At 71.1% G+C, this 26,038-nt stretch carries 24 protein-coding genes and 2 riboswitches; of the genes, 14 read left to right on the top strand and 10 right to left on the bottom strand.

The genetic code is table 11. The annotated features are described in order from the left end of the window. Positions 1-50: 50 nt before the first annotated feature. Together U742_RS0110600 and recQ are read right to left on the bottom strand one after the other, a co-directional pair. A complete protein-coding gene (locus U742_RS0110600; protein WP_248310335.1) occupies positions 51-551 on the bottom strand; it encodes an SRPBCC family protein in 501 nt (166 codons plus the stop codon). 168 nt (positions 552-719) lie between these two features. Further along, entirely contained in the window at positions 720-2,549 is a 1,830-nt protein-coding gene (recQ, locus tag U742_RS0110595) for a DNA helicase RecQ (protein ID WP_029352776.1), read from the bottom strand. 81 nt (positions 2,550-2,630) lie between these two features. On the opposite strand from recQ, the gene cbiB reads away from it, so the two are divergent. Beyond that, a complete protein-coding gene (gene cbiB, locus U742_RS0110590; protein WP_029352774.1) occupies positions 2,631-3,614 on the top strand; it encodes an adenosylcobinamide-phosphate synthase CbiB in 984 nt (327 codons plus the stop codon). A gap of 8 nt (positions 3,615-3,622) precedes the next feature. On the opposite strand, the gene U742_RS0110585 is transcribed toward cbiB, so the two are convergent. The 6 genes from U742_RS0110585 to U742_RS0110560 form a co-directional block, all read right to left on the bottom strand. Continuing rightward, positions 3,623-5,068 carry a cobyric acid synthase gene (locus U742_RS0110585; protein WP_029352771.1) on the bottom strand — a complete coding sequence of 482 codons (1,446 nt, stop codon included), beginning with the start codon at positions 5,066-5,068 and terminating at the stop codon, positions 3,623-3,625. Between the two features lie 52 nt (positions 5,069-5,120). Further along, positions 5,121-5,345 carry an NINE protein gene (locus tag U742_RS0110580; protein ID WP_029352769.1) on the bottom strand — a complete coding sequence of 75 codons (225 nt, stop codon included), beginning with the start codon at positions 5,343-5,345 and terminating at the stop codon, positions 5,121-5,123. A 102-nt stretch (positions 5,346-5,447) separates the two neighbouring features. Next, on the bottom strand, positions 5,448-6,062 hold the full coding sequence (gene cobO, locus U742_RS0110575) for a cob(I)yrinic acid a,c-diamide adenosyltransferase (protein ID WP_029352767.1): 615 nt from the start codon (positions 6,060-6,062) through the stop codon (positions 5,448-5,450). Further along, positions 6,059-6,598 (bottom strand): bifunctional adenosylcobinamide kinase/adenosylcobinamide-phosphate guanylyltransferase, encoded by a 540-nt coding sequence (gene cobU, locus U742_RS0110570; RefSeq protein ID WP_029352765.1) that lies wholly within the window; start codon positions 6,596-6,598, stop codon positions 6,059-6,061. Before cobU ends, cobO begins: the two co-directional genes overlap by 4 nt. Continuing rightward, positions 6,595-7,365: a CbtA family protein gene (locus tag U742_RS0110565; protein WP_029352763.1), complete on the bottom strand. Its 771-nt coding sequence runs from the start codon at positions 7,363-7,365 to the stop codon at positions 6,595-6,597. Before U742_RS0110565 ends, cobU begins: the two co-directional genes overlap by 4 nt. A gap of 24 nt (positions 7,366-7,389) precedes the next feature. Next, positions 7,390-7,584, bottom strand: coding sequence for a CbtB domain-containing protein (locus tag U742_RS0110560; protein WP_029352761.1), 195 nt, complete (start codon positions 7,582-7,584; stop codon positions 7,390-7,392). Positions 7,585-7,616: 32 nt separating this feature from the next. Next, positions 7,617-7,835: riboswitch (cobalamin riboswitch) on the bottom strand. Between the two features lie 122 nt (positions 7,836-7,957). Between U742_RS0110560 and U742_RS0110555 the strand changes: the two genes are divergently transcribed. The 7 genes from U742_RS0110555 (at position 7,958) to U742_RS0110525 (ending at position 17,189) form a co-directional block, all read left to right on the top strand. Then, entirely contained in the window at positions 7,958-9,115 is a 1,158-nt protein-coding gene (locus tag U742_RS0110555; RefSeq protein ID WP_197028234.1) for a serine hydrolase domain-containing protein, read from the top strand. Between the two features lie 38 nt (positions 9,116-9,153). Beyond that, positions 9,154-9,365: riboswitch (cobalamin riboswitch) on the top strand. A gap of 104 nt (positions 9,366-9,469) precedes the next feature. Beyond that, positions 9,470-10,516 carry a cobalamin biosynthesis protein CobW gene (gene cobW / locus U742_RS0110550; protein ID WP_029352758.1) on the top strand — a complete coding sequence of 349 codons (1,047 nt, stop codon included), beginning with the start codon at positions 9,470-9,472 and terminating at the stop codon, positions 10,514-10,516. 21 nt (positions 10,517-10,537) lie between these two features. Further along, positions 10,538-13,807, top strand: coding sequence for a cobaltochelatase subunit CobN (gene cobN, locus U742_RS0110545; protein ID WP_029352756.1), 3,270 nt, complete (start codon positions 10,538-10,540; stop codon positions 13,805-13,807). After that, complete coding sequence (gene cobG / locus U742_RS0110540; protein WP_029352754.1) at positions 13,804-15,057, top strand: precorrin-3B synthase; 1,254 nt, start codon at positions 13,804-13,806, stop codon at positions 15,055-15,057. The genes cobN and cobG overlap by 4 nt, the downstream gene beginning before the upstream one ends. A 1-nt stretch (position 15,058) precedes the next feature. Beyond that, entirely contained in the window at positions 15,059-15,688 is a 630-nt protein-coding gene (locus U742_RS0110535) for a precorrin-8X methylmutase (protein ID WP_029352753.1), read from the top strand. Then, a complete protein-coding gene (locus tag U742_RS0110530; protein WP_029352752.1) occupies positions 15,685-16,431 on the top strand; it encodes a precorrin-2 C(20)-methyltransferase in 747 nt (248 codons plus the stop codon). The genes U742_RS0110535 and U742_RS0110530 overlap by 4 nt, the downstream gene beginning before the upstream one ends. Next, complete coding sequence (locus U742_RS0110525; RefSeq protein WP_029352750.1) at positions 16,428-17,189, top strand: precorrin-3B C(17)-methyltransferase; 762 nt, start codon at positions 16,428-16,430, stop codon at positions 17,187-17,189. The genes U742_RS0110530 and U742_RS0110525 overlap by 4 nt, the downstream gene beginning before the upstream one ends. Here the strand turns inward: U742_RS0110525 and U742_RS0110520 are convergent. Then, a complete protein-coding gene (locus U742_RS0110520; RefSeq protein ID WP_029352748.1) occupies positions 17,156-17,959 on the bottom strand; it encodes a cobalt-precorrin-6A reductase in 804 nt (267 codons plus the stop codon). The genes U742_RS0110525 and U742_RS0110520 overlap by 34 nt on opposite strands. A 10-nt stretch (positions 17,960-17,969) precedes the next feature. On the opposite strand from U742_RS0110520, the gene U742_RS0110515 reads away from it, so the two are divergent. Genes U742_RS0110515 through cobM form a run of 3 tightly spaced genes read left to right on the top strand, consistent with a single transcriptional unit; the run spans position 17,970 to position 20,385 of the window. Beyond that, positions 17,970-19,217 carry a bifunctional cobalt-precorrin-7 (C(5))-methyltransferase/cobalt-precorrin-6B (C(15))-methyltransferase gene (locus U742_RS0110515; protein WP_038361260.1) on the top strand — a complete coding sequence of 416 codons (1,248 nt, stop codon included), beginning with the start codon at positions 17,970-17,972 and terminating at the stop codon, positions 19,215-19,217. Beyond that, complete coding sequence (locus U742_RS0110510) at positions 19,196-19,630, top strand: cobalamin biosynthesis protein (protein WP_248310329.1); 435 nt, start codon at positions 19,196-19,198, stop codon at positions 19,628-19,630. The genes U742_RS0110515 and U742_RS0110510 overlap by 22 nt, the downstream gene beginning before the upstream one ends. Then, positions 19,627-20,385, top strand: a complete 759-nt coding sequence (gene cobM, locus U742_RS0110505) for a precorrin-4 C(11)-methyltransferase (RefSeq protein ID WP_029352742.1) — start codon at positions 19,627-19,629, stop codon at positions 20,383-20,385. The genes U742_RS0110510 and cobM overlap by 4 nt, the downstream gene beginning before the upstream one ends. Before the next feature lie 2 nt (positions 20,386-20,387). On the opposite strand, the gene U742_RS0110500 is transcribed toward cobM, so the two are convergent. Continuing rightward, positions 20,388-21,515 (bottom strand): cobalt-precorrin-5B (C(1))-methyltransferase, encoded by a 1,128-nt coding sequence (locus U742_RS0110500; protein WP_029352740.1) that lies wholly within the window; start codon positions 21,513-21,515, stop codon positions 20,388-20,390. 38 nt (positions 21,516-21,553) lie between these two features. Between U742_RS0110500 and U742_RS0110495 the strand changes: the two genes are divergently transcribed. The 3 genes from U742_RS0110495 (at position 21,554) to U742_RS0110485 (ending at position 25,936) form a co-directional block, all read left to right on the top strand. Then, positions 21,554-22,888, top strand: a complete 1,335-nt coding sequence (locus tag U742_RS0110495; protein WP_029352739.1) for a cobyrinate a,c-diamide synthase — start codon at positions 21,554-21,556, stop codon at positions 22,886-22,888. Between the two features lie 45 nt (positions 22,889-22,933). Continuing rightward, positions 22,934-23,311 (top strand): DUF423 domain-containing protein, encoded by a 378-nt coding sequence (locus U742_RS0110490; RefSeq protein ID WP_029352737.1) that lies wholly within the window; start codon positions 22,934-22,936, stop codon positions 23,309-23,311. Positions 23,312-23,434: 123 nt separating this feature from the next. Then, entirely contained in the window at positions 23,435-25,936 is a 2,502-nt protein-coding gene (locus tag U742_RS0110485; RefSeq protein ID WP_029352734.1) for a glycogen/starch/alpha-glucan phosphorylase, read from the top strand. Positions 25,937-26,038: the final 102 nt, after the last annotated feature.

The following is a 26,038-nucleotide window of genomic DNA, read 5'->3' as shown; positions in this document are numbered from 1 at the left end:
CGAGCGCTCTGCTCTTTGAAGGAGAGCCGAGCGGCGCAGGCTCGCCACGCTTAGCTGCCGCCCTCGACCTTCTTCTTCAGGCCTTCGAGCCCGGCCTTGTAGACGCCGGTCACGGCGTTGACAGCCGCCTCGTCGTTCAGCTCCGGCGGCGGATCGTTGTTCTGATAGCCGCGGTAGAAGGCGCCGCGCCATTCGACCTGCGAGCGCTTGCCGCCGTCGAGCGGGGTGACGGTGAGCCACGAGGAATAGTTGGTGACCGGGAGCACCTTCACGTCGACCTCGGCGATCCGGTACATCAGCGAGAACTTCTCGGGCTCGTATTTGGCGATCACCTCGTCGATGGTGCCGCCGCCCTGCAAGGTGAGCTTGCGCTTGGCGTCGACCGCGTTGCCGCCGGTGCCCTCGGTCTTCACGATGGCCGGGTGCCAGCTCATGTCCTGGAAATTGCCGAGCACGGCCCACACCTTCTCCGGCGGGGCGTTGATCTCGATGGTCTCGCTGACCTTCTGGCGCGTGGGGCCGTGCGCGTCGGCCCCGGCGAGGCCGACCATGGCGAAGCTTGCCGCGAGCGCGGCCTGAAGCAGAACTATCTTCATCGTTTCCATCCCGGAACGTGGTTCTCATGCCGGGCTTGGGAGCCCGTTGCCGGCATCCTAGGATGAGGCGTGCGGGCTAGGGAACCCGTCTTTCGGCGATCCCGCTGCGTAATCCCCGCCGGTTCAGCCCTTGAGCACCGATAGGAAGGCGTCGCCGAAGGCGGCGAGCTTGGCCGCGCCCACGCCCTTGATGCCGGAGAGCTCGCGGCGGCTGCGCGGGTGCTCGACCGCCATCTCCTCCAGCGTCCGGTCGGCGAAGACGACATAGGCCGGCACGTTGCGCTCGGCCGCGATCTTGCGCCGCAAGGCCTTGAGACGACTGAGAAGGTCGGCTTCGGCCGGGGCCAGCTCGGCGGCCATTTCGCGGGCGGCCGCGCGCTCGCGCCGGGGCTTGGGCGCGCGCAGCGTGAAGGCGCGGGTGCCGGCGAGGATGGCAAGGCCCGTCTCGGTGAGCTGCAACGCTCCGTAGCGCTGGGCATCCGCGTTCAACCCGCCGATGGCGACGAGCTGTCGCAGGATGGCGCGCCATTCGCTCGCCGGCCGGTCGGCGCCGGCGCCGAAATCGGCGAGCCGGTCATGGCCGCGCGCCGTCACCTGCTCGCCGTGCTGGCCGGTGAGGATGGCGGCGACATGGGCGGCGCCGTAGCGCTCGCCGGTCGCGCGCACCACGCGCAAAGCGAGCCGCGCCTGCGCGCTGGCGTCGATCACCCGCGGCGGATCGCGGCACACGTCGCAGGCGCCGCAGGCCCGCGCCCGCTCGCCGAAATAGCCGAGCAGCACGGCGCGCCGGCAGGTCACCGCCTCGCAGAAGCCGACCATGGCCTCGAGCCGGCGGGCCTCCACGCGCTTGCGCTCCGGCTCGGAGCTCTCCTCGTCGATGAAGCGGCGGCGGGTGGCGATGTCGGCGGCGGAATAGAGCAGCAGCGCCTCGGCCGGCTGGCCGTCGCGCCCGGCGCGGCCGATCTCCTGATAGTAGGATTCGAGGCTGCCCGGCGCGTCGGCGTGCAGCACGTAGCGCACGTCGGACTTGTCGATGCCCATGCCGAAGGCCACCGTCGCCACCATCACGATGCCGTCCTCGGCGAGGAAGGCCTCCTGATTGGCCGCGCGCGCCTCCGGCGTCATCCCGGCGTGATAGGGCAGGGCGCGGATGCCGGCATGGACGAGGCGCTCGGCGGTCTCGTCCACTTTCTTGCGCGAGATGCGGTAGACGATGCCGGAGCGGCCGGGCCGCGCCTTGACGAAGCGCTCGATATCCTCGGCGGGGCTGCGCTTCTCCTCCACCGCGATGAAGATGTTCGGCCGGTCGAAGCCGGAAACGAAGACGCGCGCCTGCCCGCCGAACAGCCGTTCGACGATGTCGGCGCGGGTGCCCTCGTCGGCGGTGGCGGTGAGCGCCACCAGCGGCACGCGCGGGAAGACCTCGCGCAGCCGGCCGAGGCCGAGATATTCGGAGCGGAAGCTGTGCCCCCATTGCGAGATGCAATGCGCCTCGTCGATGGCGACGAGGCCGAGCGGCAGGCGCTCCAGCGCGGCAAGCATGCGGTCGGTGAGCAGCCGCTCGGGGGCGAGATAGAGCAGGCGCGTCTCGCCTGCCGCGACGCGCCGCCATGCCGCGACATTGTCCTCGCGCGATCGGCCGGAGTGGATCGCCTCGGCCGGCACACCGGCCATTTTCAATGCGGCGACCTGATCGTCCATCAGCGCGATCAGCGGTGATACCACGACCGTGAGCCCGCCCAACGTCAGTGCGGGGAGCTGGTAGCACAGCGACTTGCCGGCCCCAGTCGGCATGATGGCGAGCGTCGGGATGCCTGCGAGGACCGATTCGACCACCTCCTGCTGGCCGGGGCGGAAGCGGTCGAAGCCGAACACCTCCTGCAGCGCGGCGCGCATGCGGTCCTCGGTCTCGGGCGCCAGCAGACTGCGTGCGATCGGGCGCGTCTCGTTCATCGCAGGCGAAATGTCCCCTTGATGCCGACCCTGCGGCTGGAAAAGCTGCTTCCAAGCCCAACCCCGAACGAATCGGTGCGGATGTTCTCCGAAGCCACTATCGGTCTAGCCTTCCTTGCGCTGATCTTCGAGGCCGCTTGCGGCTATCCGGGGCTGCTGTTGCGCGTCATCGGCCATCCGGTGATGTGGATGGGCGCGCTGATCGGCCTGATCGACCGCTATCTCAACGACGAGAAGGACGATCATTCCTCCCGCCGGCAGGCGGGTATGATCGGCCTCATGCTGCTGCTCGCGACCGTCGGCATCGTCGCCTACGGCATCGAAAGCACGCTTCTCGCGCTGCCCTTCGTCGGCGGCGTGGCGGCGGCGCTGGTGGCGAGCTCGCTGCTTGCCCAGCGCAGTCTCTATGAACATGTCGAGCGAGTCGCGGCCGGGCTGGAGAAGGACCTCGCGAGCGGCCGGGCCGCGGTCTCGCAGATCGTCGGGCGCGATCCGGAGGCGCTGGACGAGGCGGGGGTGGCGCGTGCGGCGATCGAGAGCCTCGCGGAGAATTTCTCCGACGGCATCGTCGCGCCGGCGATCTGGATGGCCGCCGGCGGGCTCACCGGCGGCGCCCTCTATAAGGCGGTGAACACCGCCGACAGCATGATCGGCCATCGCACGCCGCGTCACGAGGCCTTCGGCTGGGCGGCGGCGAAGCTGGACGACCTCGTGAACCTGCCGGCCTCGCGGCTGGCGGGCGGGCTGGTGGTGGCGGCGGCGTTCTTCCTGCCGGGCGCCTCGGCGCGTGGGGCGTGGGAGGCGATGCTGCGCGACGCGCCCTCGCACCGCTCGCCCAATGCGGGCTGGCCGGAAGCGGCGGTCGCGGGCGCGCTCGGCCTCGCCCTCGCGGGGCCGCGGGCCTATGGCGGCAAGGTGGTGGTCGATGGCACTATGGGCGCGGGCGGGCGCCGCGAGGCGAATGCGGCGGATATCCGCCGGGCGCTGCGACTGTATAGGCTCGCCGACGGGCTGCTGATCGGGCTGATCGGCATCCTCGCCGTGCTGGCGATGCTCAGCCACTAGAGACCGCGTCAGACACTGGCGATCGCCAGCAGCCGGTCGATCCGCACATGGCGTTCGAGATGGGCGGCGAGCGCGTCGAGCGCCGCCTCGACGCCGGCCTCATAGGCAACAGCGCTGGTGCCGGCGCCGAGCCGGGCGAGCCACGCCGCGCGCTGGCGGTCGTCGGCGAAGAGGCCGTGCGCATAGGTGCCGCAGACGAGCCCGTCCGCCGAGGCGGCGCCCTCGTCGCCCTCGCCGTCGATGCGGGCGAAGGCGCGGGCGCGGCCGGGGCCTTCGGTGACGCCCATGTGCATCTCATAGGCGGAGAAGGGCACGCCGTCCGCCGTCGCGCCGGTCACCGCGACGAGGCGTTTCGCGCCCGCCAGCACCGTCTCGACCTCGATGAGGCCGAGCCCGTCGACGCGGCCGGGCGGGCCTTCGATACCGTCCGGGTCGGCGATGGAGCGGCCGAGCATCTGGTAGCCGCCGCACAGACCGAGCACGCGCCCGCCGCGACGCACATGGGCGGCGAGGTCGATGTCCCAGCCTTGGCTACGGAAATCGGCGAGGTCGGCGATCGTGGACTTGGAGCCGGGCAGGATAACCAGCGCCGCGTCGCCCGGCAGCGCCTGCCCGGGACGCACGCGCACCACCTCGACGGAAGGCTCGGCGTCGAGCGGGTCGAGATCGTCGAAATTGGCGATGCGCGGCAGGATCGGCACGGCGATGCGGATTCGTGCGCCGGGCTTTTCCGGGCGCGGGCCGGAGAGCCCCAACGCGTCCTCGGCCGGCAGGCGGGCGGCGTCGGAGAGGTACGGGATCAGGCCGCACTCCTCCCAGCCGGTGCGCCGCGCGATCTCCGCCATGCCGGAGGCGAACAGCGCCGGATCGCCGCGGAAGCGGTTGACGAGGAAGCCCCGGATCATCGCCGCGTCGTCCGGCGGCAGCACGGCTTTCGTGCCGACGAGGCTGGCGATGACGCCGCCCCGGTCGATGTCGCCGATCAGCACGACCGGCACGTCCGCGGCGCGGGCGAAGCCCATATTGGCGATGTCGCCGGCGCGCAGATTGATCTCGGAAGCCGAGCCCGCGCCCTCGACGAGGACGACGTCGGCTTCGGCCTTCAGTCGCGCGAAGCTCTCCAGCACGGCGGGCATGAGCGTCGGCTTGATCGCCTGATACTCGGCGGCGCGAGCGGTGCCGTGCACGCGGCCCTGCACCACGATTTGCGCGCCGATCTCGCTCTGCGGCTTCAGCAGCACCGGATTCATGTGCACCGACGGCGCCACGCGGGCGGCGCGCGCCTGCAGTGCCTGCGCGCGGCCGATCTCACCCCCGTCGCATGTGACGGCGGCGTTGTTCGACATGTTCTGCGGCTTGAACGGGCGGACGCTCAGTCCGCGTGTCGTCAGGGCGCGGGCGAGGCCGGCGACGATCAGCGACTTGCCGACGTCCGATCCCGTGCCCTGGAACATGAGGGCGGCGGTCACCGATAGTCCTCGGGACCGCCGCCCTCACGGCAACGGATCAGGTCCGGTTGGCTTCGAGGTAATCCACGCGGCGCTCGAGATTGGCCTCGCGCACCATGCCGGGGATCAGGAACAGGTCGATGATCTGGCCAATGCCGAGCAGGCCCACGGTGAGCAGCCACAGTGCGCCGGTCCAGTAGCGGCCGGCATAGAAGCGGTGGATGCCGCATACGCCGACCAGGCAGAAGAACCAGAACAGATAGGCGACGGGGGTCGAGCGCATCGAAGCGCATCTCCATCTCAAAACCACGCCGCGACAATCGGCGTCGGGCCTCACATAGTGATGACGCTGCGGGATTTCGAGATCGCGAAGATGGGCGGGACATCAAAATTCGATGCCCTTCTGCGCCTTCACTCCGGCCGCGAAATGGTGCTTCACAAGGCCCATCTCGGTCACGAGGTCGGCTGCCTCGATCAGCGCCGGCTTGGCGTTGCGGCCGGTGACGACGACGTGCAGCCCTTCGCGCCGGGCCTTCAGCTCGGCCACCACCTCGTCGAGCGGGAGATAGTCGTAGCGCAGCGCGATGTTGAGCTCGTCGAGGATGACGAGGCCGATGGTCGGATCGGCCATCAGCTCGCGTGCCTTCTCCCACGCGCGCCGGGCGGCGGCGATGTCGCGGGCGAGGTCCTGGGTCTCCCAGGTGAAGCCCTCGCCCATGGAGTGCCACTCGACACGATCGCCGAAGGTCGCCAGCGCGTCGCGCTCGGCGGAGTGCCAGGCGCCCTTGATGAACTGCACCACGCCGACACGCCCGCCATGTCCCAATATGCGCAGCGCGAGGCCGAAGGCGGCGGTCGACTTGCCCTTGCCGGAGCCGGTGTGGACGATGAGCAGGCCCTTCTCGGCGGTCTTGCCGGCCACCTCGGCGTCCTGCACGGCCTTGCGCTTGGCCATCTTGGCGCGATGGCGCTCGGCTTCCTCTGGGGTGATATCGGTCATCCCTTCACCTTCAGCGGCAGGCCGGCGACCATCAGCACCACCTCGTCGGCGATGGCGGCGACCGCCTGGTTGAGCTCGCCCAGCGCGTCGCGGAAGCGGCGCGCCAGAGCGTTATCGGGCACGATGCCGAAGCCGACCTCGTCGGAGACCAGCACGAGATGCGCGCGGCTGGCGCGGAGCGCGCCGACCAGCGCGGCGCGTTCAGTGGCGAGGTCGGCGCCGGCGAGAAGGCGGTTCGACACCCACATGCCGAGGCTGTCGACCAGAACCGGCGTGCCGGGCGCCAGCGCGGCGATGGCTTCAGTGAGCGCGTGCGGGCATTCCCGCGTGATCCAGCCCCCGCCGCGCGAGGCCTGATGGCGGGCGACGCGCTCGGCCATCTCGTCGTCCAGCGCCTCGGCAGTGGCGAGATAGACCCATCTGTCCCGCCCATCCGCGCCCGGCGGGTCGCCGGACGCGTGGTGCCGTGTGATCAGCGCTTCGGCGTAGCCGCTCTTGCCGGAGCGGGTGCCGCCGAGCACCAGCGCGAGGCTCACGCCGGCTGGGCCGCGGGATGGCCCGCCTGCTGCGCGGCGATGCGCGGGCGCAGCCAGCCGGAAAGGCCGCCGAGCAGCACCCAGAACACGAAGCTGGTCACGATGCTCGCCACCACGAAGCTGTGGTGCAGCGATTCCGGAATCGGGCTCTCATGGCTGTCGGGCTGCGGCGCGCCGATGAGATGCGGCGCGACGATCAGCACGACGCCGAGCACGGCGAGCACCGGCGTGCGGCCGAACACCAGCAGCGCGAGACCGCCGGCGGTCGCCGCCGCGGTGCCGATCCACCAGACCTGGCGGGCCGCGAGATCCGCGGCGGGCATGGCGGGCAGCTCGGGCGGCAGGCCGAGGCCCGGCGCCAGCGTGAACACCGCAAAGCCCGCGAGGCCCCACAGGATGCCTTCCCGCCAATCGGCGAGTCCACCCTTGAGCTCGCTCACCGCGACGAGCAGAAGCCCGAAGCCGAAGGCGGTCAATATGGTGAAGACGACGGTCAGGCCGTTGCGCTCGAAACCGTCGGCCGGTGCCCATTCCTCGCCGTCGCCGTGATCATGGGCGGCGGTGCCGGGCGCATGTTCGTGCGCGGCAGGGGTCTGCGCGGCGGGCGTTTGCGCGGCAGAGGCCGGGGCTTCGGCTTCCCCGCCCTCGAAGGTCTCGGCCTTGAGGATGAGCGGCACGGTGCCGAACATGTGCAGCACCGAGGTGAGCGCGCCGGTGCCGATGGCGGCCAGCGCAGCGACGAACAGAATCGTCCTGAAAAGCGACATGGATTCCTCCCCTCACTGAAAGGTTCAGTGGCAGGGGAAGGCGTTGGCGTGCCGCACGTCGTGCGTCGCATTGTGCACGGCGCTGATGTGGGAGAAGCCCACGCCGCCGAGCACGAAGACGCCGAGCAGTGCGGCGAAGGTGACGGCGAGCACGCGCGAGGCCGGGCTCTCGCTGGCGAGCGTGGCGGAATGGGGGTGCCGGGTCGGCTGGGTCTGCATGTCGTCTCTCCTGAGCCCTCCACCCGAGGGCCGGTTACGGTTTCGTCGCCGGCCGGTCTCCTGGCTCGCGGGTCCTTGCTTCGTCTCCGCCTTCCCGGCGCGAACGCCAGTGGCGAAAAGGAGCGAAGCTCGCCGCTTACAGTTGCGGGGGCAGCCGCGGATTCGGTGCCGCTTCTCGCGAAGCAACACCCCACCGCGTTCCCGTCTTGCGTCCCGTGCGGATCACAGGAACCGACGACATCCGACGACTATAGCGGCCGCCTACCACAGTGCAAATGGGCATTTGCCGCTTCGGGGCCGTCGGAGGATGCTTGTTCCGCCGATGGGGTGGGACGAGCGTGACCGAGAACCGTGGATCGGCCGGGAGCGTGCGATGCTGCGACCTTTATCGTTAGCTGCGATGCTGGTGGCCGGCTTGGGCCTCCTGGCCGCAACTTGGCCTGGCGCGGCCGACATACCTTGCGGCGAGGCGCCCGACATCCTCGACGATTGGGACGTGGCGACCCCGGCATCGGTCGGGTTTGATCCGGCGGCGCTCTGTGCGATCGGGGCGCGACTTGCCGATCCCAATGCACCCAACCTGCATTCCCTGCTGGTGATTCGCCACGGCAGGCTGGTCTACGAGACCTACGCCGAGGGCCGCGACGAGCGCTGGGGCCGGGACATCGGTGTGATCGCCTATGATGCCAGACGGTTGCACGACATGCGCTCGGTGACGAAGAGCGTGGTGTCGCTCTTGTTCGGCATCGCGTTCGAACGCAATGCGATCAAGGATCTCGATGCGCCGGCCATCGGCTTTTTTCCCGAATATGCCGATCTCGCCACCCCGGACATAAACCGCATCACACTGAAGCATCTGCTCACCATGACGCCCGGTCTTGCCTGGAGCGAGGGCGGCCCGTGGTTTGGCCCGACCAATGACGAACGGCTGATGTATGAGGCGACCGATCCCTACCGCTACGTGTTCACCCGCCGGCCGATCTACGCGCCCGGTACGCGCTGGGAGTACAGCAGCGGCGCAACGACGCTGCTCGGCGCCGTGCTGCAGAAGGCGATCGGTCGCCAACTGCCGGACTTTGCGCGCGAGGCGCTGTTCGAGCCGCTTGGTATGCGTGAGGTCGAATGGATCACCTTGGGCAATGGCGACGCTGCAGCCGGCGGCGGGCTTCGCCTGAAGCCGCGCGACATGGCGAAGATCGGCCAGCTCGTGCTGGCCGGAGGCATCTGGCAGGGCCGGCGCGTCGTGTCGGAAGAATGGATCCGCCAGTCGATCGAGCCGCGATTCGAGGGCTGGTTGCCGATGCGCTACGGCTATCAATGGTGGGTCGGCGGGTCGAAAGTCGGAGATCGCAGCGTCCCGTGGATCGCGGCGATCGGCCTCGGGGGCCAGCGCCTCTTCATCGTGCCGTCGCTCGATCTGGTGGTCGCCAGCACCGCCGGGCTTTATCGTGAAGCAGACCAGGGCTACTACGCCCGTGCCATCCTCGAAGACGACGTGATCCCGGCGATCCGTGACGCCGGCGCACGCTGAGATTTCTCCCTGCGTTTGACATTGCTCGAAAGCGCTCCTTTAGTGCGGAGGCCGACGGTTCCTTCCCCACCGGGGAGGGACGAAGAGGGAATGCGGTGCGGGCTTCCGTCGGGAGGCCCAATTCCGCGGCTGCCCCCGCAACTGTAAGCGGCGAGCCCGTGCCGAAAGCCACTGGACGATATGTCCGGGAAGGCGGCGAGCGGGCGCCGAGCCGCGAGCCAGGAGACCTGCCGACGGCTCGGTCGTATCCGCCAGCGGGGTGCTGGGTGGTACGCACGGGACCGCTCGCGGTCCCCGCACGGGCACCGCCCGTGGCCGGCGCGCCCCTGTCGTTCGATCAAACGGAGGCGCTTCATGAGCACCGATCTCGCCCGCGTACCCTGCACCATCGTCACCGGCTTCCTCGGCTCGGGGAAGACGACGCTGATCCGCCACGCGCTGAGCGAGGCGAAGGGCAAGCGGCTCGCCGTCATCGTCAACGAGTTCGGCGATGTCGGCATCGACGGCGAGATCCTGCGCGGCTGCGGCGTCGAGAGCTGCCCTGAGGAGAACATCGTCGAATTGGCCAATGGCTGCATCTGCTGCACCGTGGCGGACGACTTCGTGCCGGCGCTCGACGCCATCCTCTCCCGTGCGCCGAAAGTCGACCACATCCTCATCGAGACCTCGGGCCTCGCTCTGCCCAAGCCGCTGGTGCAGGCCTTCCACTGGCCGGCGATCAGGAGCCGGGTGACGGTCGACGGCGTGGTGGCGGTGGTGGACGGCGAGGCGCTCGCCTCCGGCCGGGTGGCGCACGACCACGACGCGCTCGCCGCGCAGCGCGCCACCGACGTGGTGCTCGACCATGACGATCCGGTCGAGGAGGTGTTCGACGACCAGATCGCCTGCGCCGACCTCGTGGTGATGACCAAGGCCGACCTGATCGACGCGGACGGCGAGGCGCGGGCGCGCGCCGCGCTCGGCGCCGAGCTGCCGGCCGGCGTGCGGGTGGTGAGCATCACCGAGGGGCGGCTCGATCCGGCGGTGCTGATGGGCCTCGGCGTCGGCACCGAGGACGACATCGAGAACCGCCGCACCCATCACGACGAGGAGGAGGACCACGATCACGACGAGTTCGACAGCTTCGTGGTCGAGGTCCCCGAGATCGCCGATCCGGCCGAGTTCGCCGCCCGCATCGCCGGCGTCGTTGCAACGACCGGTATGCTACGTTGTAAAGGTTTTTTACCAGTGGCCGGCAAACCGTTGCGGTTGCTGGTGCAGGCGGTTGGTCCGCGCGTGACCTGGCAGTACGATCGTGCGTGGGGCGCCGGCCCACGCGCCGGCCGACTGGTGGCGATCGGGCTCAAGGGTCTCGACCGGGACGCGGTGGAGCGCGCGCTCGCCGCGCCGGAAACCGTGTAAAGGCGGCATTCCGAGGCCGGCATGCACATCCTCACCACCACCAGCGCCAGCCTCGACGACCTCGTCGAGCCGGTCGACCTCGGCCAGACGCCGGGCGAGATGGTGGTGGCGTCCTTCACCGACAGCGACCTCGGCGCGCTCGCCCGCGCCTGGCGCGCGGAAGGTAATGGGTTGCCGAGCCTGCGCCTCGCCAATCTGCGCGACCTGCGCCATCCGATGTCGGTCGACCTGTGGCTCGACAAGGTCGCCGGCCATGCCCGTATCATCGTGCTGCGGCTGCTCGGCGGGCTGGACTGGTGGCGCTACGGGGCGGAGCAGCTCGCCGCGCTAGCCCGCGCGCGCGGAATCGCGCTCGCCGTGCTGCCGGGCGAGGACCGCGACGACCCCCGGCTGATGGCGCTTTCCACCCTGCCGATGGACGAGGCGCAGGCGCTGCTCGGCTATTTCCGCGCCGGCGGGCCCGCCAATATGCGCGCCCTGCTGCACCGCCTCGCCGGCCATGCCGGTGCCGCGCTGGAAGCGCCGGAGGCGCAGCCCGTGCCGCTGGCAGGGTATTATGAATGGCAGGACGGGACGGCGGTGGCTGATGCTCCCGCCGTCCCCGTCATCTTCTACCGTTCCATGTGGCTGGCCGACGATCTCGCACCGGTCGACGGGCTCTGCACGGCGCTTGAGGCACGGGGATTGCGGCCTGTGCCGATCTATGTCGCCAGCCTGAAGGAACCGGCCTCCGTCGCCTTCCTGCGCGACGCGCTCGCCACGCTCGATCCCGTCGCCATCGTGACGCTCACCGCCTTCGCTGCCGCCGATCCGGGCGAGGCGACGGTGCTCGACGCTCCCGGCGTGCCGGTCTTTCAGGCCGTGGTGGCCACCACCAAGCGCGAGGCGTGGCAGGAGGGCGCGCGAGGGCTGACCGGCGCCGACCTCGCCATGCATGTCGTGTTGCCCGAGCTCGACGGGCGGATCCTCGCCGGCGCCTTGTCCTTCAAGGCCTTGCAGGAATCCGGCGACGCGGCGCTCGGCTTTGCCGGGCTGGTGAACCGCGCCGAGCCGGACCGTATCGCCATGGTGGCGGAAAGGGTGGCGCTCGTGGCCCGGCTTCGCGCCACCCTCCCGGCCGAGCGCCGCATCGCCGTGGTGCTGCCGGAATATGCCGGCGCGCCGGGGCGCACCGGCTGGGCGGTCGGGCTCGACGTGCCGGCGAGCGTGCTGGCGCTGCTGTCCGACCTGCGCGGCGCCGGCTATCGCGTCGAGAGCGAACCGGCGGATGAGCGGGTGCTGGTGGAGGGGCTGTCGGGAGCGGCCGGCGGCTTCGACCTTCCGCTCGCCGACTACCGTCGCTTGATCGCTGAATTGCCGGCCGAAGCCGTTGCCGCCATCCGCGCCGCATGGGGCGCGCCGGAGGACGACCCGGATGTCGCGGATGGGGCCTTCCGCTTCCGTGCGCAGGCTTTCGGCAATATCCTCGTCACCGTCGCGCCGGATCGCGGGCGCCGGGCTGAGCGGCGCGCGGACTATCACGATCCCGCTTTGCCGCCGCGCCATGCGCTGCTCGCCTTCGGTCTCTGGCTGCAAGGCGGGGCCGATGCCCTCGTCCATATGGGCGCGCACGGCACGCTCGAATGGTTGCCGGGCAAGCATGTCGCGCTGACTGGTGCGTGCTTCCCCGAGCTGGTGCTGGGCGCGCTCCCCGTCGCCTATCCCTTCATCGTCTCCAATCCCGGCGAGGCGGCGCAGGCCAAGCGGCGCATCGCCGCCGTCACGCTCGGCCATCTGCCGCCGCCGCTGGTCGATGGCGAGCTCGGTGGCGAGGCGCGCGAGCTCGAACGCCTCGTCGACGAATATGCGCAGGCCGACGGGCTCGACCGGCGGCGGCGCGAGCGGCTAGCGCGGCTCATCGTCGAGGAGGCCACCCGCACCGGCCTCGCCCGCGAGGCGGGTCTCGGGGAAGCCGAGGCGCCGGACGAGGCGCTGAAGCGCATCGACGCCTGGCTCTGCGACCTCAAGGATTTGCGCCTCAAGGACGGCTTCCACGTCTATGGGCGCGGACCGTGCGGCGAGGCCGAGTGCGCGGGGTTGCTCGCCGCGCTCGACGGGCGGCGCGTCGCGGCCGGGCCTGCCGGCGCGCCGGGGCGCGGACGCTCCGACGTGATACCCACCGGGCGCAACCTCTTCACCGCCGACCCGCGTGCGCTGCCGACGCCGACCGCCATGGACCTCGGCCGCCTCGCCGCCGAGGAGGCGGTGCGCGCCTATCTGCAGGCGCATGGCGACTGGCCGCGCGCTCTGGTGCTTGACCTATGGGGGAGTGCGACTCTGCGCACCGGCGGCGAGGAGATCGCGCAGGGCCTCGCGCTGATGGGCTGCCGGCCGGTATGGGACGCCGCCACCGGACGGGTGACCGGCATTGAGGTGCTGCCGGCCGCGAGCATGGGCCGGCCGCGCATCGACGTGACCTTCCGCATCTCCGGCCTGTTCCGTGACCTGTTCCCGGCGCAGATCGCGCTGCTCGACGCCGCCATCCGCGCGGTCGCCGCACGCGATGAGCCGGCGGAGGAGAACCCGCTCGCCGCCGAGCGGGCGGCCGGCAGCTTCGCGCCGCGCATCTACGGCACCGCGCCGGGCGCCTATGGCGCCGGGCTCGACGCCGGGGCGGAGGGCATCGACCGGGCGGCGCTGGGCGAGGCCTACCTCGCTAGCGCCTCGCACGCCTATGGCGGAGCGGACGGTGAGGGGCATGCGGCGGGCGACGCCTTCGCGGACCGCGTCGCGGCGGCCGACCTCCTGATCCACACCGGTGACGATCCGGGCCGCGATCTGCTTGAGGGTGATGCTGATCTCGCCTTCATCGGTGGCTTCGCGGCGGCGGCCGAGCGGCTGGGCCGCGCACCGGACCTCGTGGTGTTGGACACCAGCAACCCGGCGCGTCCGCGCGCGCGGACGCTCGATGAGGCGCTCGCACGCATCGTGCATGGCCGCACCAACGCGCGATACATCGCCGGGCTGATGCGCCACGGGCCGCGCGGCGCGGCGGAGATCGCAGAGACGGTCGACAGGCTGGTCGGCTTCGCCGAGTCCACGTGGGCGGTACCGGGCCGTCTCATCGAGATGATCCACGACGCCTATATCGGCGACGTGATGGTGCGCGATTTCCTCGTCGCGCAGTCGCCCGAGGCGGCGCGCGCGGTGGCGGACCGTCTCGCGCAGGCGCAGGCGCGCGGTCTCTGGCATCCGCGCCGCAACGATGTCGGACCGGCGCTCGCCGCGCTCTCCGGGGAGGCGGCGGAATGAGCGCGGCGCTCTCGCATTCCCTACCGGTCCGCCCGCGCGGGGCCTGCCCGACCCTGCCGGAGCCGATGCCGACCGGTGACGGCCTGCTCGCCCGCATCGCGCTCGCCGCGCCGGCGAAGCCCGCGCAGTTCGCCGCGCTTGCCGGGCTGGCCGCACGCCACGGCAACGGCATCGTCGAGGTGACCGCACGCGGCAAGCTGCAGGTGCGGGGTCTCACCGAGGCGAGCGCCGCGCCCTTCGCGCGGGACGTGGGGGCGCTCGACCTCGCGCTGCGCGAGGGGCTGGAAATCCAGATCAATCCGCTCGCCGGCCTCGCGCCGATGCACTTCGATCCGCGCCCTATCGCCGATGCGATCGCTGAAGCCGTGGCGACGGCCGGGCTCGGGCCTCGCCTCGCGCCGAAGCTTGCGGTGGTGGTTGATGGCGGCGGCGCGCCGGACCTCTCCGCGCTGTCCGCCGACATCCGTCTCGCACCGGCGCCGGATGCTGCGAAGAGGGAGGTGCTGGTCAGCGCCGCGATGGCGCCGCTCGGTCTGGTGCCGCTCGAACGGGCGGTCGAGGCGGTGCTGCTTCTGCTCGGCCTGCTGGCGGCGCGCGGCCGGCGTGCCCGCATGGCGGCGCTGGTCGAGCAAGAAGGCACCGCGCCGTTGCTGGCCGCTCTGGATAGGGTGATGACCGCCCTGCCGCAGCCAGCGGCTTCGGCGGAGGGGCGGCCCGAAGCAGTCGGGCTGCACGTGCTGGAGGATGGACGGGTCGCGCTCGGCATCGGGCTGCCCTTCGGCCATGGCGAGGCGCGATCGCTGGTCGCGCTCGCGCAGGAGGCGGAAAAGTCCGGCGGTTCAGCAATCATGCCGGCCGCAGGCCGGACGCTGCTGCTGATCGGCGTCGCGGAAAATGCTGCACCCGTGCTGCGCAGCATGAGCGCCGCGCTCGGCTTCATCGTCGATGCCGACGATCCGCTGCGCCATGTCGACGCCTGTCCCGGCATGCCGTCCTGCGCCTCCGCGCATATCGAGACGCGCGCGCTTGCCGCCACGCTGGCGCTGCTGGCGGGCGGGCGCCGCGTGCATGTCTCGGGTTGCGCCAAGGGCTGCGCGCATCCGGCGGGCGCCGACCTCACCATCGTCGGACTGGACGGCGGGGCCGGTCTCGTGGTCGAAGGCGGCCCACGCGACGCGCCGGCCGAGATCGTGCCGGTCGACCGGCTGGCGGCGGCGGCGCGGAGCCTATTGGAGAAGCAGGGTGTCTGAGGTGCGGTTCGACTATGTGCGCGAGGGCGCGGCGATCTATGAGCGCTCCTTCGCCATCATCCGCGCCGAAGCGGACCTCTCGCGCTTCTCGGCCGAGGAGGCCGACGTCGCGGTGCGGATGATCCATGCCTGCGGGCTCGTCGAGGCGGCGCCGTCCATCGTCTTCGGGCCGGGGCTGGTGGCGGCCGCGCGCGGTGCGCTCGAGGCGGGCGTGCCGATCCTGTGCGATGCCGAGATGGTGGCGCATGGCGTGACGCGCGCGCGGCTGCCGGCGAAGAACGAGGTGATCTGCACGCTGCGCGATCCCGCCGTGCCGACGCTGGCCGAAGAGCTCGGAACCACCCGCTCGGCGGCGGCGATGGAGCTGTGGCGCCCGCATCTCGCCGGCGCGGTTGTGGCCATCGGCAATGCGCCGACCGCGCTGTTCCGCCTGCTGGAGATGCTGGCGGAGGGCGCGTCCCAGCCGGCGGCGATCCTCGGCATTCCGGTCGGCTTCGTCGGCGCGGCGGAATCGAAGGAGGCGCTGGCGCAGGGCGGGCACGGCGTGCCGTGGCTGATCGTGCGCGGGCGGCTCGGCGGCAGCGCCATGACGGCGGCGGCGATCAACGCGCTGGCGAGGGCGGGTCTATGAGCGGGTCTGCACCGAATTCCGCCGGGCGGCTGATCGGGGTCGGCGTCGGGCCGGGCGACCCGGAACTGATGACGCTGAAGGCGGTGCGCGCGCTCGGCGCGGCGGACGTCGTCGCCTATTTCGCCAAGCTCGGCAATGGCAGCCATGCGCGGGCGATCGCCTGCCGCCATTTCCGGCCGGACGCCGAGGAACTCGCGCTCGGCTATCCGGTGACCACGGAGTTGCACCGCCACGACGAGGCCTATCGCGCCGCTATCGGCGATTTCTACGACGAAGCGGCGGCGCACGTGGCGGCGCGTCTCGACGCGGGCCATACGGTCGCCGTGCTGTCGGAGGGCGACCCGCTGTTCTACGGCTCCTACATGCACCTGCATGTGCGGCTCGCCACGCGCTATCCGACCGAGGTGATCGCCGGCGTCACCGGCATGTCGGGCTGCTGGTCGCTGGCCGGCGCGCCGATCGCGCAGGGCGACGACGTGCTCTCGGTGCTGCCGGGCACGCTGGAGGAAGCCGAGCTGGCGCGCCGCCTCGGCGAGGCGGATGCGGCGGTGATCATGAAGGTCGGCCGCAACCTGCCGAAGATCCGGCGGGCGCTGGCAAGCGCCGGGCGGCTGTCGCGCGCACTCTATATCGAGCGGGGCACCATGGAAGGCGGGCATTGCGAGCCGCTCGCCGGGCGCGGCGAGGAGCCGGCGCCCTATTTCGCCATCGTGCTGGTGCCGGGCTGGGAGGCGCGCGGGTGAGGGGACGCCTTGCGGTTGTGGGCCTCGGTCCGGGCGAGGCGCGCTTCCTCACGCCCGAGGCGGCGGAGGAGCTGGCGCGGGCCGAGGCGGTCTATGGCTACGGCCCCTATCTCGACCGCGTGCCGGTGCGCGAGGGCCAGACCCGTCACGCCTCCGACAATCGCGAGGAGCTGGCGCGGGCCGGCGCGGCGCTTGAACATGCGGCAAAGGGCGCGCGTGTCGCGATGGTGTCCGGCGGCGATCCCGGCGTGTTCGCCATGGCGGCGGCGGTGATCGAGGCGATCGAGGCGGGGCCGTCCGAATGGCGCGCGCTCGATGTACACGTCGTGCCGGGCATCACCGCCATGCTGGCGGTGGCGGCGAAGGCGGGCGCGCCGCTCGGCCATGATTTCTGCGCCATCTCGCTCTCCGACAATCTGAAGCCCTGGCATCTGGTGGAGCAGCGACTGCGCGCGGTCGCGCAGGCAGGATTCGTGATCGCGCTCTACAATCCGGTCTCGAAGGCACGGCCCTGGCAGCTCGGGCGCGCCTTCGAGCTGATGCGCACGCTGTTGCCTGCCCGCACACCGGTGATCTTCGGGCGGGCGGTGGGACGCGCCGACGAGCGTCTCGCGGTGGTGCCATTGGAACAGGCGCGGGCCGAGGACGCCGACATGGCGACCTGCATCCTCATCGGCTCGGCGGAGACGCGGGTCGTACCGCGCGAGGGCCTGCCGCCGCTGGTCTACACGCCGCGCCGGGCGGGAGGCGCCGCCTGATGCCCACTGCCCAGATGTTCCATCCATTCCAGCACGGCATCGACCCGGTCGACCGTCGGAACATCGGGGAGCTTCGGGCGCGCGATCAGCACCGCCTCGATGCCGAGCACGCGCGCCGCCGCGAGCTTCCCGTAGCTCGCCGCGCCGCCGCTGTTCTTGGCGAGGATCACCTCGATGCGGTGCTCGGTCAGCAGCGCCCGCTCGGCCGCCTCCTCGAACGGCCCGCGCGCCTCGATGTAGCGCGCGTCGGAAAGCTTGAGCCGCGGCACAATCGGGTCGATGCTGCGGATGAGAAAAGCGTGCTGTGGTGCCGCCTCGATGGCGCCGACCTCGTTGCGCCCCAGCGTGACGAACACCCGGCGCGGCGCCGCGCCGATGAGGGCGAGGGCGGCCGGTATGTCCGCCGCCTCGCGCCAGCGATCCCCACGCTGCGGCTGCCATGCGGGACGTCGCAGCGCGAGGAAGGGGAGGCCGGCCAGCCGCGCCGCCTCGGCCGCGTTGGCCGAGATGCCGGCGGCGAAGGGATGCGTCGCATCGACCAGGGCGTCGAAGCGCTCGGCCGCGAGATAGGCGGCAAGCCCCTTGGCGCCGCCGAAGCCGCCGCTGCGCACCGCGCCCGGAACGGCGAGCGGGTTCTGCGTGCGGCCGGCGAGCGAGACGGTGAGGTCGATGTCGCCGCGCCCGGCGAGGCGCTCGGCGATCAGTCGCGCCTCGGTGGTGCCCCCGAGCAGCAGGATGCGCCGCTGCGCGGAGGCGGAAGGCCTGATCATGGATGCCTTGATGCCGGAAGCTGAGTCCATCGCGCCCGACCATGCGCGCGCCACGCCCTGGCTGTCCATCGTCGGCATCGGCGAGGACGGGGCGGCAGGTTTGTCGCCGCTGGCCCGCAGCCTGATCGAGGAAGCCGAGGTGGTGTTCGGCGGCCGCCGGCATCTGGCGCTCGCCGGCGATCTGGTCCGGGGCGTCGCCTCGCCATGGCCGAGCCCGTTCGAGGACGGCGTGCGCGCGGTGCTGGAACTGCGTGGGCGCCGGGTCTGCGTACTCGCCTCGGGTGATCCGTTCCTCCATGGCGTCGGCACGGTGCTGGCCCGCCATGCCGCAGCGGAGGAGATGCGGGTGATCCCCGCGCCGTCCGCCTTCAGCCTCGCGGCGGCACGGCTCGGCTGGGCGCTGCCGGAGGTGATCTGCCTGTCGCTCCACGGCAAGGCGCTCGATCTCCTCCGCCCACATCTGCATTCCGGTCGGCGCATCCTCGCTTTGACATCCGATGCCGACGGCCCCGCCGCGGTGGCGCGGCTGATGACCGGTGCCGGCTTCGGGGGCTCCCGGCTGCATGTGCTCGAAGCGCTCGGCGGGGCGCGCGAGCGGATGCGCAGCGTCGCGGCGGCGTCCTTCGACCTCGACGGGGTCGATGCGCTGAACCTCGTTGGCATCGAGGTCGCGGCGGGGCCGGAGAGCCGCATCATCGCGCTCACCTCCGGCCTGCCCGATTCGCTCTACGAGCATGACGGCCAGCTCACCAAGCGCGAGATCCGCGCGGTGACGCTCTCCGCCCTTGCGCCGCGCCGGGGCGAATTGTTGTGGGACATCGGTGCCGGCGCCGGCTCGATCGGCATCGAATGGATGCTGGCCGATCCCTCGCTCCGCGCCGTGGCGGTCGAGCAGAATCCGGACCGGGCCGCCCGCGTCCGGCGGAACGCGTCGACGCTCGGCGTGCCGGAGCTCGTGGTGGTGGAGGGCGCCGCGCCGGCCGCCCTCGCAGGCCTGCCGCAGCCGGACGCGATCTTCATCGGCGGCGGGGCGAGCGATGCGGGCGTGCTGGATGCGGCAGCCGAGGCGCTGCGCGTCGGCGGGCGCCTCGTCGTCAACGCGGTGACGCTGGAGACCGAGGCGCTGCTGCTCGCCCGCCATGCCGCGCTCGGGGGCGAGCTCATCCGCCTCGCCGTGGCGCGGGCGGCGCCGGTCGCCGGCATGATCGGCTGGCGCCCGGCGATGCCGGTGACGCAGTGGAGCTGGCTGAAGCCATGATCGTCGCCGGGGTCGGCAGCCGTCGCGGTGTCACGGCGCAGGAGGTGCGTGCCGCGGTGGAGGGCGCCCTGGCGCGCTACGAGGTGCGGCTGTGCGACATCTCGCTGATGGCGGCGCCGGCGCTGAAGGGCAACGAGCCCGGCATCATACGGGCGGCGCTCGATCTCGGCCTGCTGCTGGTCATGGTGCCGCAGAAGCAGCTTGAGGCTGCGGGCGCCCGCGCCGTCACTCGTTCCGAGCGGGTGGTGGCGCTGCTCGGCGTGCCCTCGGCGGCGGAGGCGGCGGCGCTGGCGGTGGCCGGTCGGCGCTCGACGCTCATCGGCCCGCGCTTCGTGCTCGGCCCGGTCACCTGCGCGCTCGCCCGCGAGGCCGAGCCGCTCGATCCGTCCACTATGGCGGGTGGTGGCATATGACCGTGCATTTCATCGGCGCCGGACCCGGTGCGGCCGACCTCATCACGCTGCGTGGTCGCGATCTCATCGCCCGCTGCCCGGTCTGCCTCTATGCCGGCTCCATCGTGCCGCCAGAGATGCTGGGCTGGTGCCCGCCGGGCGCGCGGATCGTCGACACGGCGCCGCTCTCGCTCGACGAGATCGAGGCCGAATATGTCGCCGCCGATGCGGCGGGGCTGGACGTGGCGCGGCTGCATTCGGGCGACCTCTCCATCTATTCGGCGGTGGCCGAGCAGATGCGTCGGCTGGAGCGGCGCGGCATTCCCTACACGCTGACCCCCGGCGTGCCCGCCTTCGCGGCGGCGGCGGCGCTCATCGGGCGTGAGCTCACCGTGCCGGGCCTCGCGCAGAGCGTAGTGCTGACCCGCGTCTCGGGCCGCGCCTCGGCCATGCCGGAAGGCGAGACGCTGAAAGCGTTCGGCGCGACCGGGGCGACGCTCGCCATCCATCTCGCCATCCATGTGCTCGACCGCGTCGTCGCCGAACTGACGCCGCTCTATGGCGCCGACTGCCCGGTCGTGGTGGTGGTGGAGGCGAGCCGGCCGGGCGAGCGCGTCATCGCCGGCACGCTCGGTGACATCGACGCGCGCCTCGCCGCCGAGCCGGCCGAGCGCACGGCGCTGATCCTTGTCGGGCGGGCGCTGGCGGCGGAGGATTTCCGCGAGAGCGCGCTCTATGACGCGGCCTATCAGCGCCGCTTCCGGGGCCGGGGATGAGGCTAGCCCGCGAAATCCGCCCGGCCCATCAGCGCGCCGGTGCGGTCGAACACCACGACCTCGACCGCGACGCCGCTGCCGGCGAGCACGCCTCTCGCGGTCGCTTGCGCGCGACGGGCCACCGCGTCGCCCAGCCTCAGCCCGTCCGCCTCGGCATGGCCGAAAGCTTCCGCCACGGTGTTGGCGGCGCGGATGCGGGCGCGGAGCGCCTCGCCGGCGCCGAACTCCGCCGCCAGCCCCGCCAGCGCATCGAGATCGGCGCTGCCGCGCTTGGAATGCAGGTCGAGGAAGCCCTGCGCAAGCTTGGTCATCTTGGCGACGCCGCCGGCGATGGTGACGCGCGGGACCGGGTGCGCACGCAGATATTTCAGCATGCCGCCGGCAAAATCGCCCATGTCGATCAGCGCGGGCTCGGGCAGGTCGTACATCTGCTGTACGGCGATCTCCGAGGCGTTGCCGGTCGCGCCCGCGACGTGGTCGAGACCGATCGCGCGGGCGACGTCGATGCCGCGATGGATGGAATGGATCCACGCGGCGCAGGAAAACGGAATGACGATCCCCGTCGTGCCGAGCACCGACAACCCGCCGACGATACCGAGCCGCCCGTTCAGGGTCTGGCGGGCAAGTTCCTCGCCGCCCTCGATGCCGATCTCGACCTCCGCGTCGCCCGTCGCGCCGTGCAGGGCCGCGATCTCGGCGATGCCTTCCGCGATCATGCGGCGCGGTACCGGATTGATGGCCGGCTCGCCCGGTGGCAGCGGCAGGCCGGGCCGGGTGACGGTGCCCACTCCCCGGCCGGCCCGGAAGGTGACGCCGGCACCCGGCGGATTGCGCCGGACAAGCGCCCAGACCAGCGCGCCATGGGTCACGTCCGGGTCGTCGCCGGCGTCCTTCACCACGCCGGCCATGGCGCCGTTCTCGCCCAGCGCCTGCTTGGCGAGGGCGAAGGCCGGCCGCTCGCCGCCCGGCAGCCTCACCTCGACCGGATCGGGGAAGTGGCCGGTGAGCAGCGCGGCATAAGCGGCCTTGGCGGCGGCGGTGGCGCAGCTTCCGGTGGTCCAGCCACGCCTCAGCGGGCGCGCCGGCTCGTCCGGTGTCGTATCGGGAATGTCGTCGGTGGGCTCCTCCATGCCGAACGGTATAGGCCAGCGGCGCGGAGGCGTCACCGATGAGCGCGCGCGGCCTCATCATCGCCGCGCCGCGTTCCGGCTCGGGCAAGACGACGCTGACGCTCGGCCTCGTCGCCGCACTGGCGGCGCGTGGGGTGAAGGTGCGCGCCGTGAAGTCGGGCCCGGACTATATCGATCCCGCCTTCCACGCTGCGGCGAGCGGCCGGCCCGGGCTCAATCTCGACAGCTTCGCGATGCCGCCGGCGCTGATCGACCGTCTCGCCGGCGAGGCGGCGGAGGGCGCCGAGCTCGTCATCGTCGAAGCCTCGATGGGGCTGTTCGACGGAGTATCGGGCACGCCTGGGCGCACCGGCGCGGCGGCCGACCTCGCGGCGCGGCTCGCACTGCCGGTGGTGCTGGTCGCCGACATTTCCGGCCAGTCGCAATCCGCCGCCGCCGCGGTGCGCGGCTTCGCGACGCACGACCCGAACGTGCGGATCGCCGGCGTCGTGCTCAACAAAGCGGCGAGCGAGCGCCATCGCGGGCAGGCGAGCGAGGCGATCGCCGCGCTGGGCATCCCGGTGCTCGGAAGCCTGCCGCGCGAGGCGGCGGTGAGCCTGCCGGAGCGCCATCTCGGCCTCGTGCAGGCGGAGGAGCATCCCGACCTCGCGACGCATTTCGCGGCACTCGCCCGCTTCGTGGCCGATCATGTCGATCTCGACGCGCTGGCCGCGCTCGCCGCGCCGATGCCCGTCCTGCCCGAGGTTTCGTCCGCCGGGGAGCGGCTCGTGGGGGTGATCGCGCCGCCCGGCCGGCGCATCGCGCTCGCCCGCGATGCGGCCTTCAGCTTCATCTATGAGCATATGCTCGCCGGGTGGCGGCGCGCCGGGGCGGAGATCGTCACCTTCTCGCCGCTCGCCGACGAGGTGCCGCCGGAGGATTGCGATGCCTGCTGGCTGCCCGGCGGCTATCCGGAGCTGCACGGGGCGCGGCTGGCGGCGGCGGAGCGCTTCCGAAGCGGTATGGTGCGGTTTGCCGAAAGCCGCCCGGTGCATGGCGAGTGCGGCGGCTACATGGTGCTCGGCCGGTCCATCGAGGATGCGGAGGGCGCCAGCCATCCCATGCTCGGCCTGCTCGGCCATGCGACCAGCTTCGCGAAGCGCCGGCTCAATCTCGGCTATCGGCGGGCGCGGCTGCTCGCCGCCTCGCCGATCGGGGACGCCGGCGCTATGCTGCGCGGACATGAGTTCCACTACGCAACCGTCATACATCGCGGCGAGGATGCGCCGCTCGTCGAGCTCGCGGACGGGCAGGGCAAGGCGATGGGACCGGCGGGCAGCCGTCGCGGACACGTGTCGGGCAGCTTCTTCCACGTCATCGCCGGCGATGGCTGAGCGCGGGCGGAGCCTTGTGCCCGGTTCCACCGATGGAGGTCGAGAATGACCCTTTTCCGCCGCTTCTTGGTGCTGCTCGCGGGTCTGTTCGGTGCCGCCGGGGTCGCCGGGGCCGCTGCCGGCGCGCATATCAATCCCGATCCGTCGCTGGCGACGGCGGCGCAGTTCCTGATGCTCGGCGCGCCTGCCCTCGCGGCGGCATCGCTCGTCGGCGCGGCGGGCGGCGCCGGATGGTCGTTCGCCGATATCGGCGGCGGCGCGATCGCGCTCGGCACCGCGCTGTTCAGCGGCGCATTGATCGGACGCGTGTTGTGGGATTTGGTTATCTTTCCGATGGCGGCGCCGACCGGTGGTACCATCCTGATCTTCGGTTGGCTGGTCTTCGGCCTCGCCGCCTTCCGCCGGCTGCGCGCGGCGGTCTGACGAGACGCCCTCTGCCGGCCGAGTTGGCCAAAAGGTTGCATGAGCGGGAACGGGTGATCGTCGCGAGCGGGCCGGATATGCCGGTCGCGGCGAGGCATCGCAAGAGTGGAGCAGGGACTGGATATGACGGTCGGGGTCGAAGAGAAGGTGCTCGAGAAGCCGGAAACGCCGCCGGTTCAAGCTGCGGGGGTGGGCGACGAGGTGGCGCGGTTCCGCGCCGCCGTTATCGCCAAGCTTACCTATGCGGTGGGCAAGAACCCGGCGGCGGCGAGCGACCGCGACTGGTTCCTCGCGACCGCGTTCGCCACGCGCGACCGGATCGTGGACCGCTGGATCACCTCGACGCGCCAGACCTATTCGGAAGGTCGCAAGCGGGTCTACTACCTCTCCCTCGAATTCCTCATCGGCCGGCTGCTGTTCGATGCGCTGACCAATCTCGAGATGCTCGACACCGCGCGCGCCGCGCTCGGCGATCTCGGCGTCGATCTCGACCGGCTGCGGCAGGTCGAGCCGGATGCGGCGCTCGGCAATGGCGGCCTCGGCCGCCTCGCCGCCTGCTTCATGGAGAGCATGGCGACGCTCTCCATCGCAGCTTACGGCTACGGCATCCGTTACGACCACGGCCTGTTCCGGCAGGTGGTGAAGAATGGCTGGCAGCAGGAATATCCCGAGGACTGGCTGTCCTTCGGTAATCCGTGGGAGTTCGAGCGCCCCGAGGTGTTCTACGACATCGGCTTCGGCGGCTCGGTCGAGGCGCTGCCGATGGGCGGCGAGCGCAAGAAACAGGTCTGGCACCCCGCCGAGACGGTCGAGGCGGTGGCCTATGACGTGCCGATCGTCGGCTGGCGCGGCCGCCACGTGAACACGCTGCGCCTGTGGTCAGCCCGCGCGGCCGATCCGCTCCGGCTCGACGCCTTCAACCAGGGCGACCATGTCGGCGCGCTGGCCGAGCAGATGCGGGCGGAGGCGATCTCCAAGATCCTCTATCCGAGCGACGCCACCCCGGCCGGCCAGGAACTGCGGCTGCGCCAGGAATATTTCTTCACCGCCGCCTCGCTGCGCGACCTGATGCGCCGGCATGTCGACAGCTTCGGCGACGTCCGTTCGCTGCCCGACAAGGTGTCGATCCAGCTCAACGACACGCATCCGGCGATCGCGGTGGCGGAGCTGATGCGGGTGCTGGTGGACGAGCACGACCTCGAATGGAACGAGGCGTGGGACATCACCCAGCGCACCATCTCCTACACCAATCACACCCTGCTGCCGGAGGCGCTGGAGACCTGGCCGGTGCCGCTGATGGAGCGGGTGCTGCCGCGCCACATGCAGATCATCTACCTCATCAACTCGCTGCATCTCGACAAGGTGAAGGAGCGATTCCCGAACAACGACGCCATCCTGAGCTCGGTGTCGCTGATCGAGGAAGGGCACGGGCGCCGGGTGCGCATGGGCAACCTCGCCTTCATCGGCTCGCACAGCATCAACGGCGTCGCCGGGCTGCACAGCGAATTGATGAAGGAGACGATCTTCAAGGACCTGAACGCGGTCTACCCCGACCGCATGAACAACAAGACCAACGGCATCACCTTCCGCCGCTGGCTCAACCAGTCCAATCCGGGCCTCACCAGCCTGCTGGTGCAGACCTGCGGGCCGGAGGTGCTCGACGATCCGTCCCAGCTCAAGGCGCTCATACCGATGGCCGCCGATCCCGGCCTGCAGGAGCGCTTCGCCGCGGTGCGCCGGCAGAACAAGGTAGCGCTCGCCCGGCTGATCCGCGACCGCATGGACATCAAGGTCAATCCGGGCGCGCTGTTTGACGTGCAGATCAAGCGCATCCACGAGTACAAGCGCCAGCTCCTCAACGTGCTGGAGACCATCGCGCTCTACGAAGCGATGCGCGCCAACCCGGCCAAGAACTGGGCGCCGCGGGTGAAGATCTTCGCCGGCAAGGCGGCGGCGAGCTATCACATGGCCAAGCTCATCATCAAGCTCGCCAACGACGTCGCCAGGGTGGTGAACGACGACCCCACCGTGCGCGACCTGCTGAAGGTGGTGTTCCTGCCCAACTACAACGTCTCGCTCGCCGAGGTGATTATTCCGGCGGCCGACTTGTCGGAGCAGATCTCGACGGCCGGCATGGAGGCCTCAGGCACCGGCAACATGAAGATGGCGCTGAACGGCGCCCTCACCATCGGCACGCTAGACGGCGCCAATGTCGAGATCAAGGAGCATGTGGGCGACGACAACATCTTCATCTTCGGCCTGACCGCCGAGGAGGTCGAGGAGCGCCGCCGCAACGGCGTCGACGAGTTCAACACCATCGCCAATTCGCCGCATCTCGGCGAGGTGCTGGACGCGGTGGAGTCGGGCGTGTTCTCACCGGACGAGCCGGACCGCTTCAAGTCGCTGGTGAACGCGCTGCGCCACCACGACTACTTCCTGGTGACCGCCGACTTCGATTCCTACTGGGACGCGCAGCGCCGTGTCGACAAGCTGTGGGCCGATCGCTCGGCGTGGTGGACGTCGAGCATCCTCAACACCGCGAATATGGGCTGGTTCTCGTCCGACCGGACGATCAGCGAATATGCGAAGGACATCTGGAACGTGCCGGTGCGGATGGGCCGCTAGAAAGAAACGGCCCGATAATCCGCGGCCTTTGACACAGCCCGGTACCCGACTGTGGACTTTGTGAGTGCGGTAGCGGAACCTAGCGTATGGTCCGGGCTTGAT

It is taken from the genome of Allobosea sp. 117, from assembly GCF_000702305.1.
Taxonomy (GTDB): Bacteria; Pseudomonadota; Alphaproteobacteria; order Rhizobiales; family Xanthobacteraceae; genus Ancylobacter.
The sequence above is the reverse complement of the archived record's forward strand: the minus strand, read 5'-3'. Positions and strand labels throughout refer to the sequence as shown.

Excerpts from the sequence above, each read along its gene's own strand:
- U742_RS0110600 (WP_248310335.1), bottom strand. The coding sequence starts at position 551 with ATGGTCGGCCTCGCCGGGGCCGACGCGCACGGCCCCACGCGCCAGAAG.
- recQ (WP_029352776.1), bottom strand. The coding sequence starts at position 2,549 with ATGAACGAGACGCGCCCGATCGCACGCAGTCTGCTGGCGCCCGAGACC.
- cbiB (WP_029352774.1), top strand. The coding sequence starts at position 2,631 with ATGTTCTCCGAAGCCACTATCGGTCTAGCCTTCCTTGCGCTGATCTTC.
- U742_RS0110585 (WP_029352771.1), bottom strand. The coding sequence starts at position 5,068 with ATGTTCCAGGGCACGGGATCGGACGTCGGCAAGTCGCTGATCGTCGCC.
- U742_RS0110580 (WP_029352769.1), bottom strand. The coding sequence starts at position 5,345 with ATGCGCTCGACCCCCGTCGCCTATCTGTTCTGGTTCTTCTGCCTGGTC.
- cobO (WP_029352767.1), bottom strand. The coding sequence starts at position 6,062 with ATGACCGATATCACCCCAGAGGAAGCCGAGCGCCATCGCGCCAAGATG.
- U742_RS0110565 (WP_029352763.1), bottom strand. The coding sequence starts at position 7,365 with ATGTCGCTTTTCAGGACGATTCTGTTCGTCGCTGCGCTGGCCGCCATC.
- U742_RS0110560 (WP_029352761.1), bottom strand. The coding sequence starts at position 7,584 with ATGCAGACCCAGCCGACCCGGCACCCCCATTCCGCCACGCTCGCCAGC.
- U742_RS0110555 (WP_197028234.1), top strand. The coding sequence starts at position 7,958 with ATGCTGCGACCTTTATCGTTAGCTGCGATGCTGGTGGCCGGCTTGGGC.
- cobW (WP_029352758.1), top strand. The coding sequence starts at position 9,470 with ATGAGCACCGATCTCGCCCGCGTACCCTGCACCATCGTCACCGGCTTC.
- cobN (WP_029352756.1), top strand. The coding sequence starts at position 10,538 with ATGCACATCCTCACCACCACCAGCGCCAGCCTCGACGACCTCGTCGAG.
- cobG (WP_029352754.1), top strand. The coding sequence starts at position 13,804 with ATGAGCGCGGCGCTCTCGCATTCCCTACCGGTCCGCCCGCGCGGGGCC.
- U742_RS0110530 (WP_029352752.1), top strand. The coding sequence starts at position 15,685 with ATGAGCGGGTCTGCACCGAATTCCGCCGGGCGGCTGATCGGGGTCGGC.
- U742_RS0110520 (WP_029352748.1), bottom strand. The coding sequence starts at position 17,959 with ATGATCAGGCCTTCCGCCTCCGCGCAGCGGCGCATCCTGCTGCTCGGG.
- U742_RS0110515 (WP_038361260.1), top strand. The coding sequence starts at position 17,970 with ATGCCGGAAGCTGAGTCCATCGCGCCCGACCATGCGCGCGCCACGCCC.
- cobM (WP_029352742.1), top strand. The coding sequence starts at position 19,627 with ATGACCGTGCATTTCATCGGCGCCGGACCCGGTGCGGCCGACCTCATC.
- U742_RS0110500 (WP_029352740.1), bottom strand. The coding sequence starts at position 21,515 with ATGGAGGAGCCCACCGACGACATTCCCGATACGACACCGGACGAGCCG.
- U742_RS0110495 (WP_029352739.1), top strand. The coding sequence starts at position 21,554 with ATGAGCGCGCGCGGCCTCATCATCGCCGCGCCGCGTTCCGGCTCGGGC.
- U742_RS0110490 (WP_029352737.1), top strand. The coding sequence starts at position 22,934 with ATGACCCTTTTCCGCCGCTTCTTGGTGCTGCTCGCGGGTCTGTTCGGT.
- U742_RS0110485 (WP_029352734.1), top strand. The coding sequence starts at position 23,435 with ATGACGGTCGGGGTCGAAGAGAAGGTGCTCGAGAAGCCGGAAACGCCG.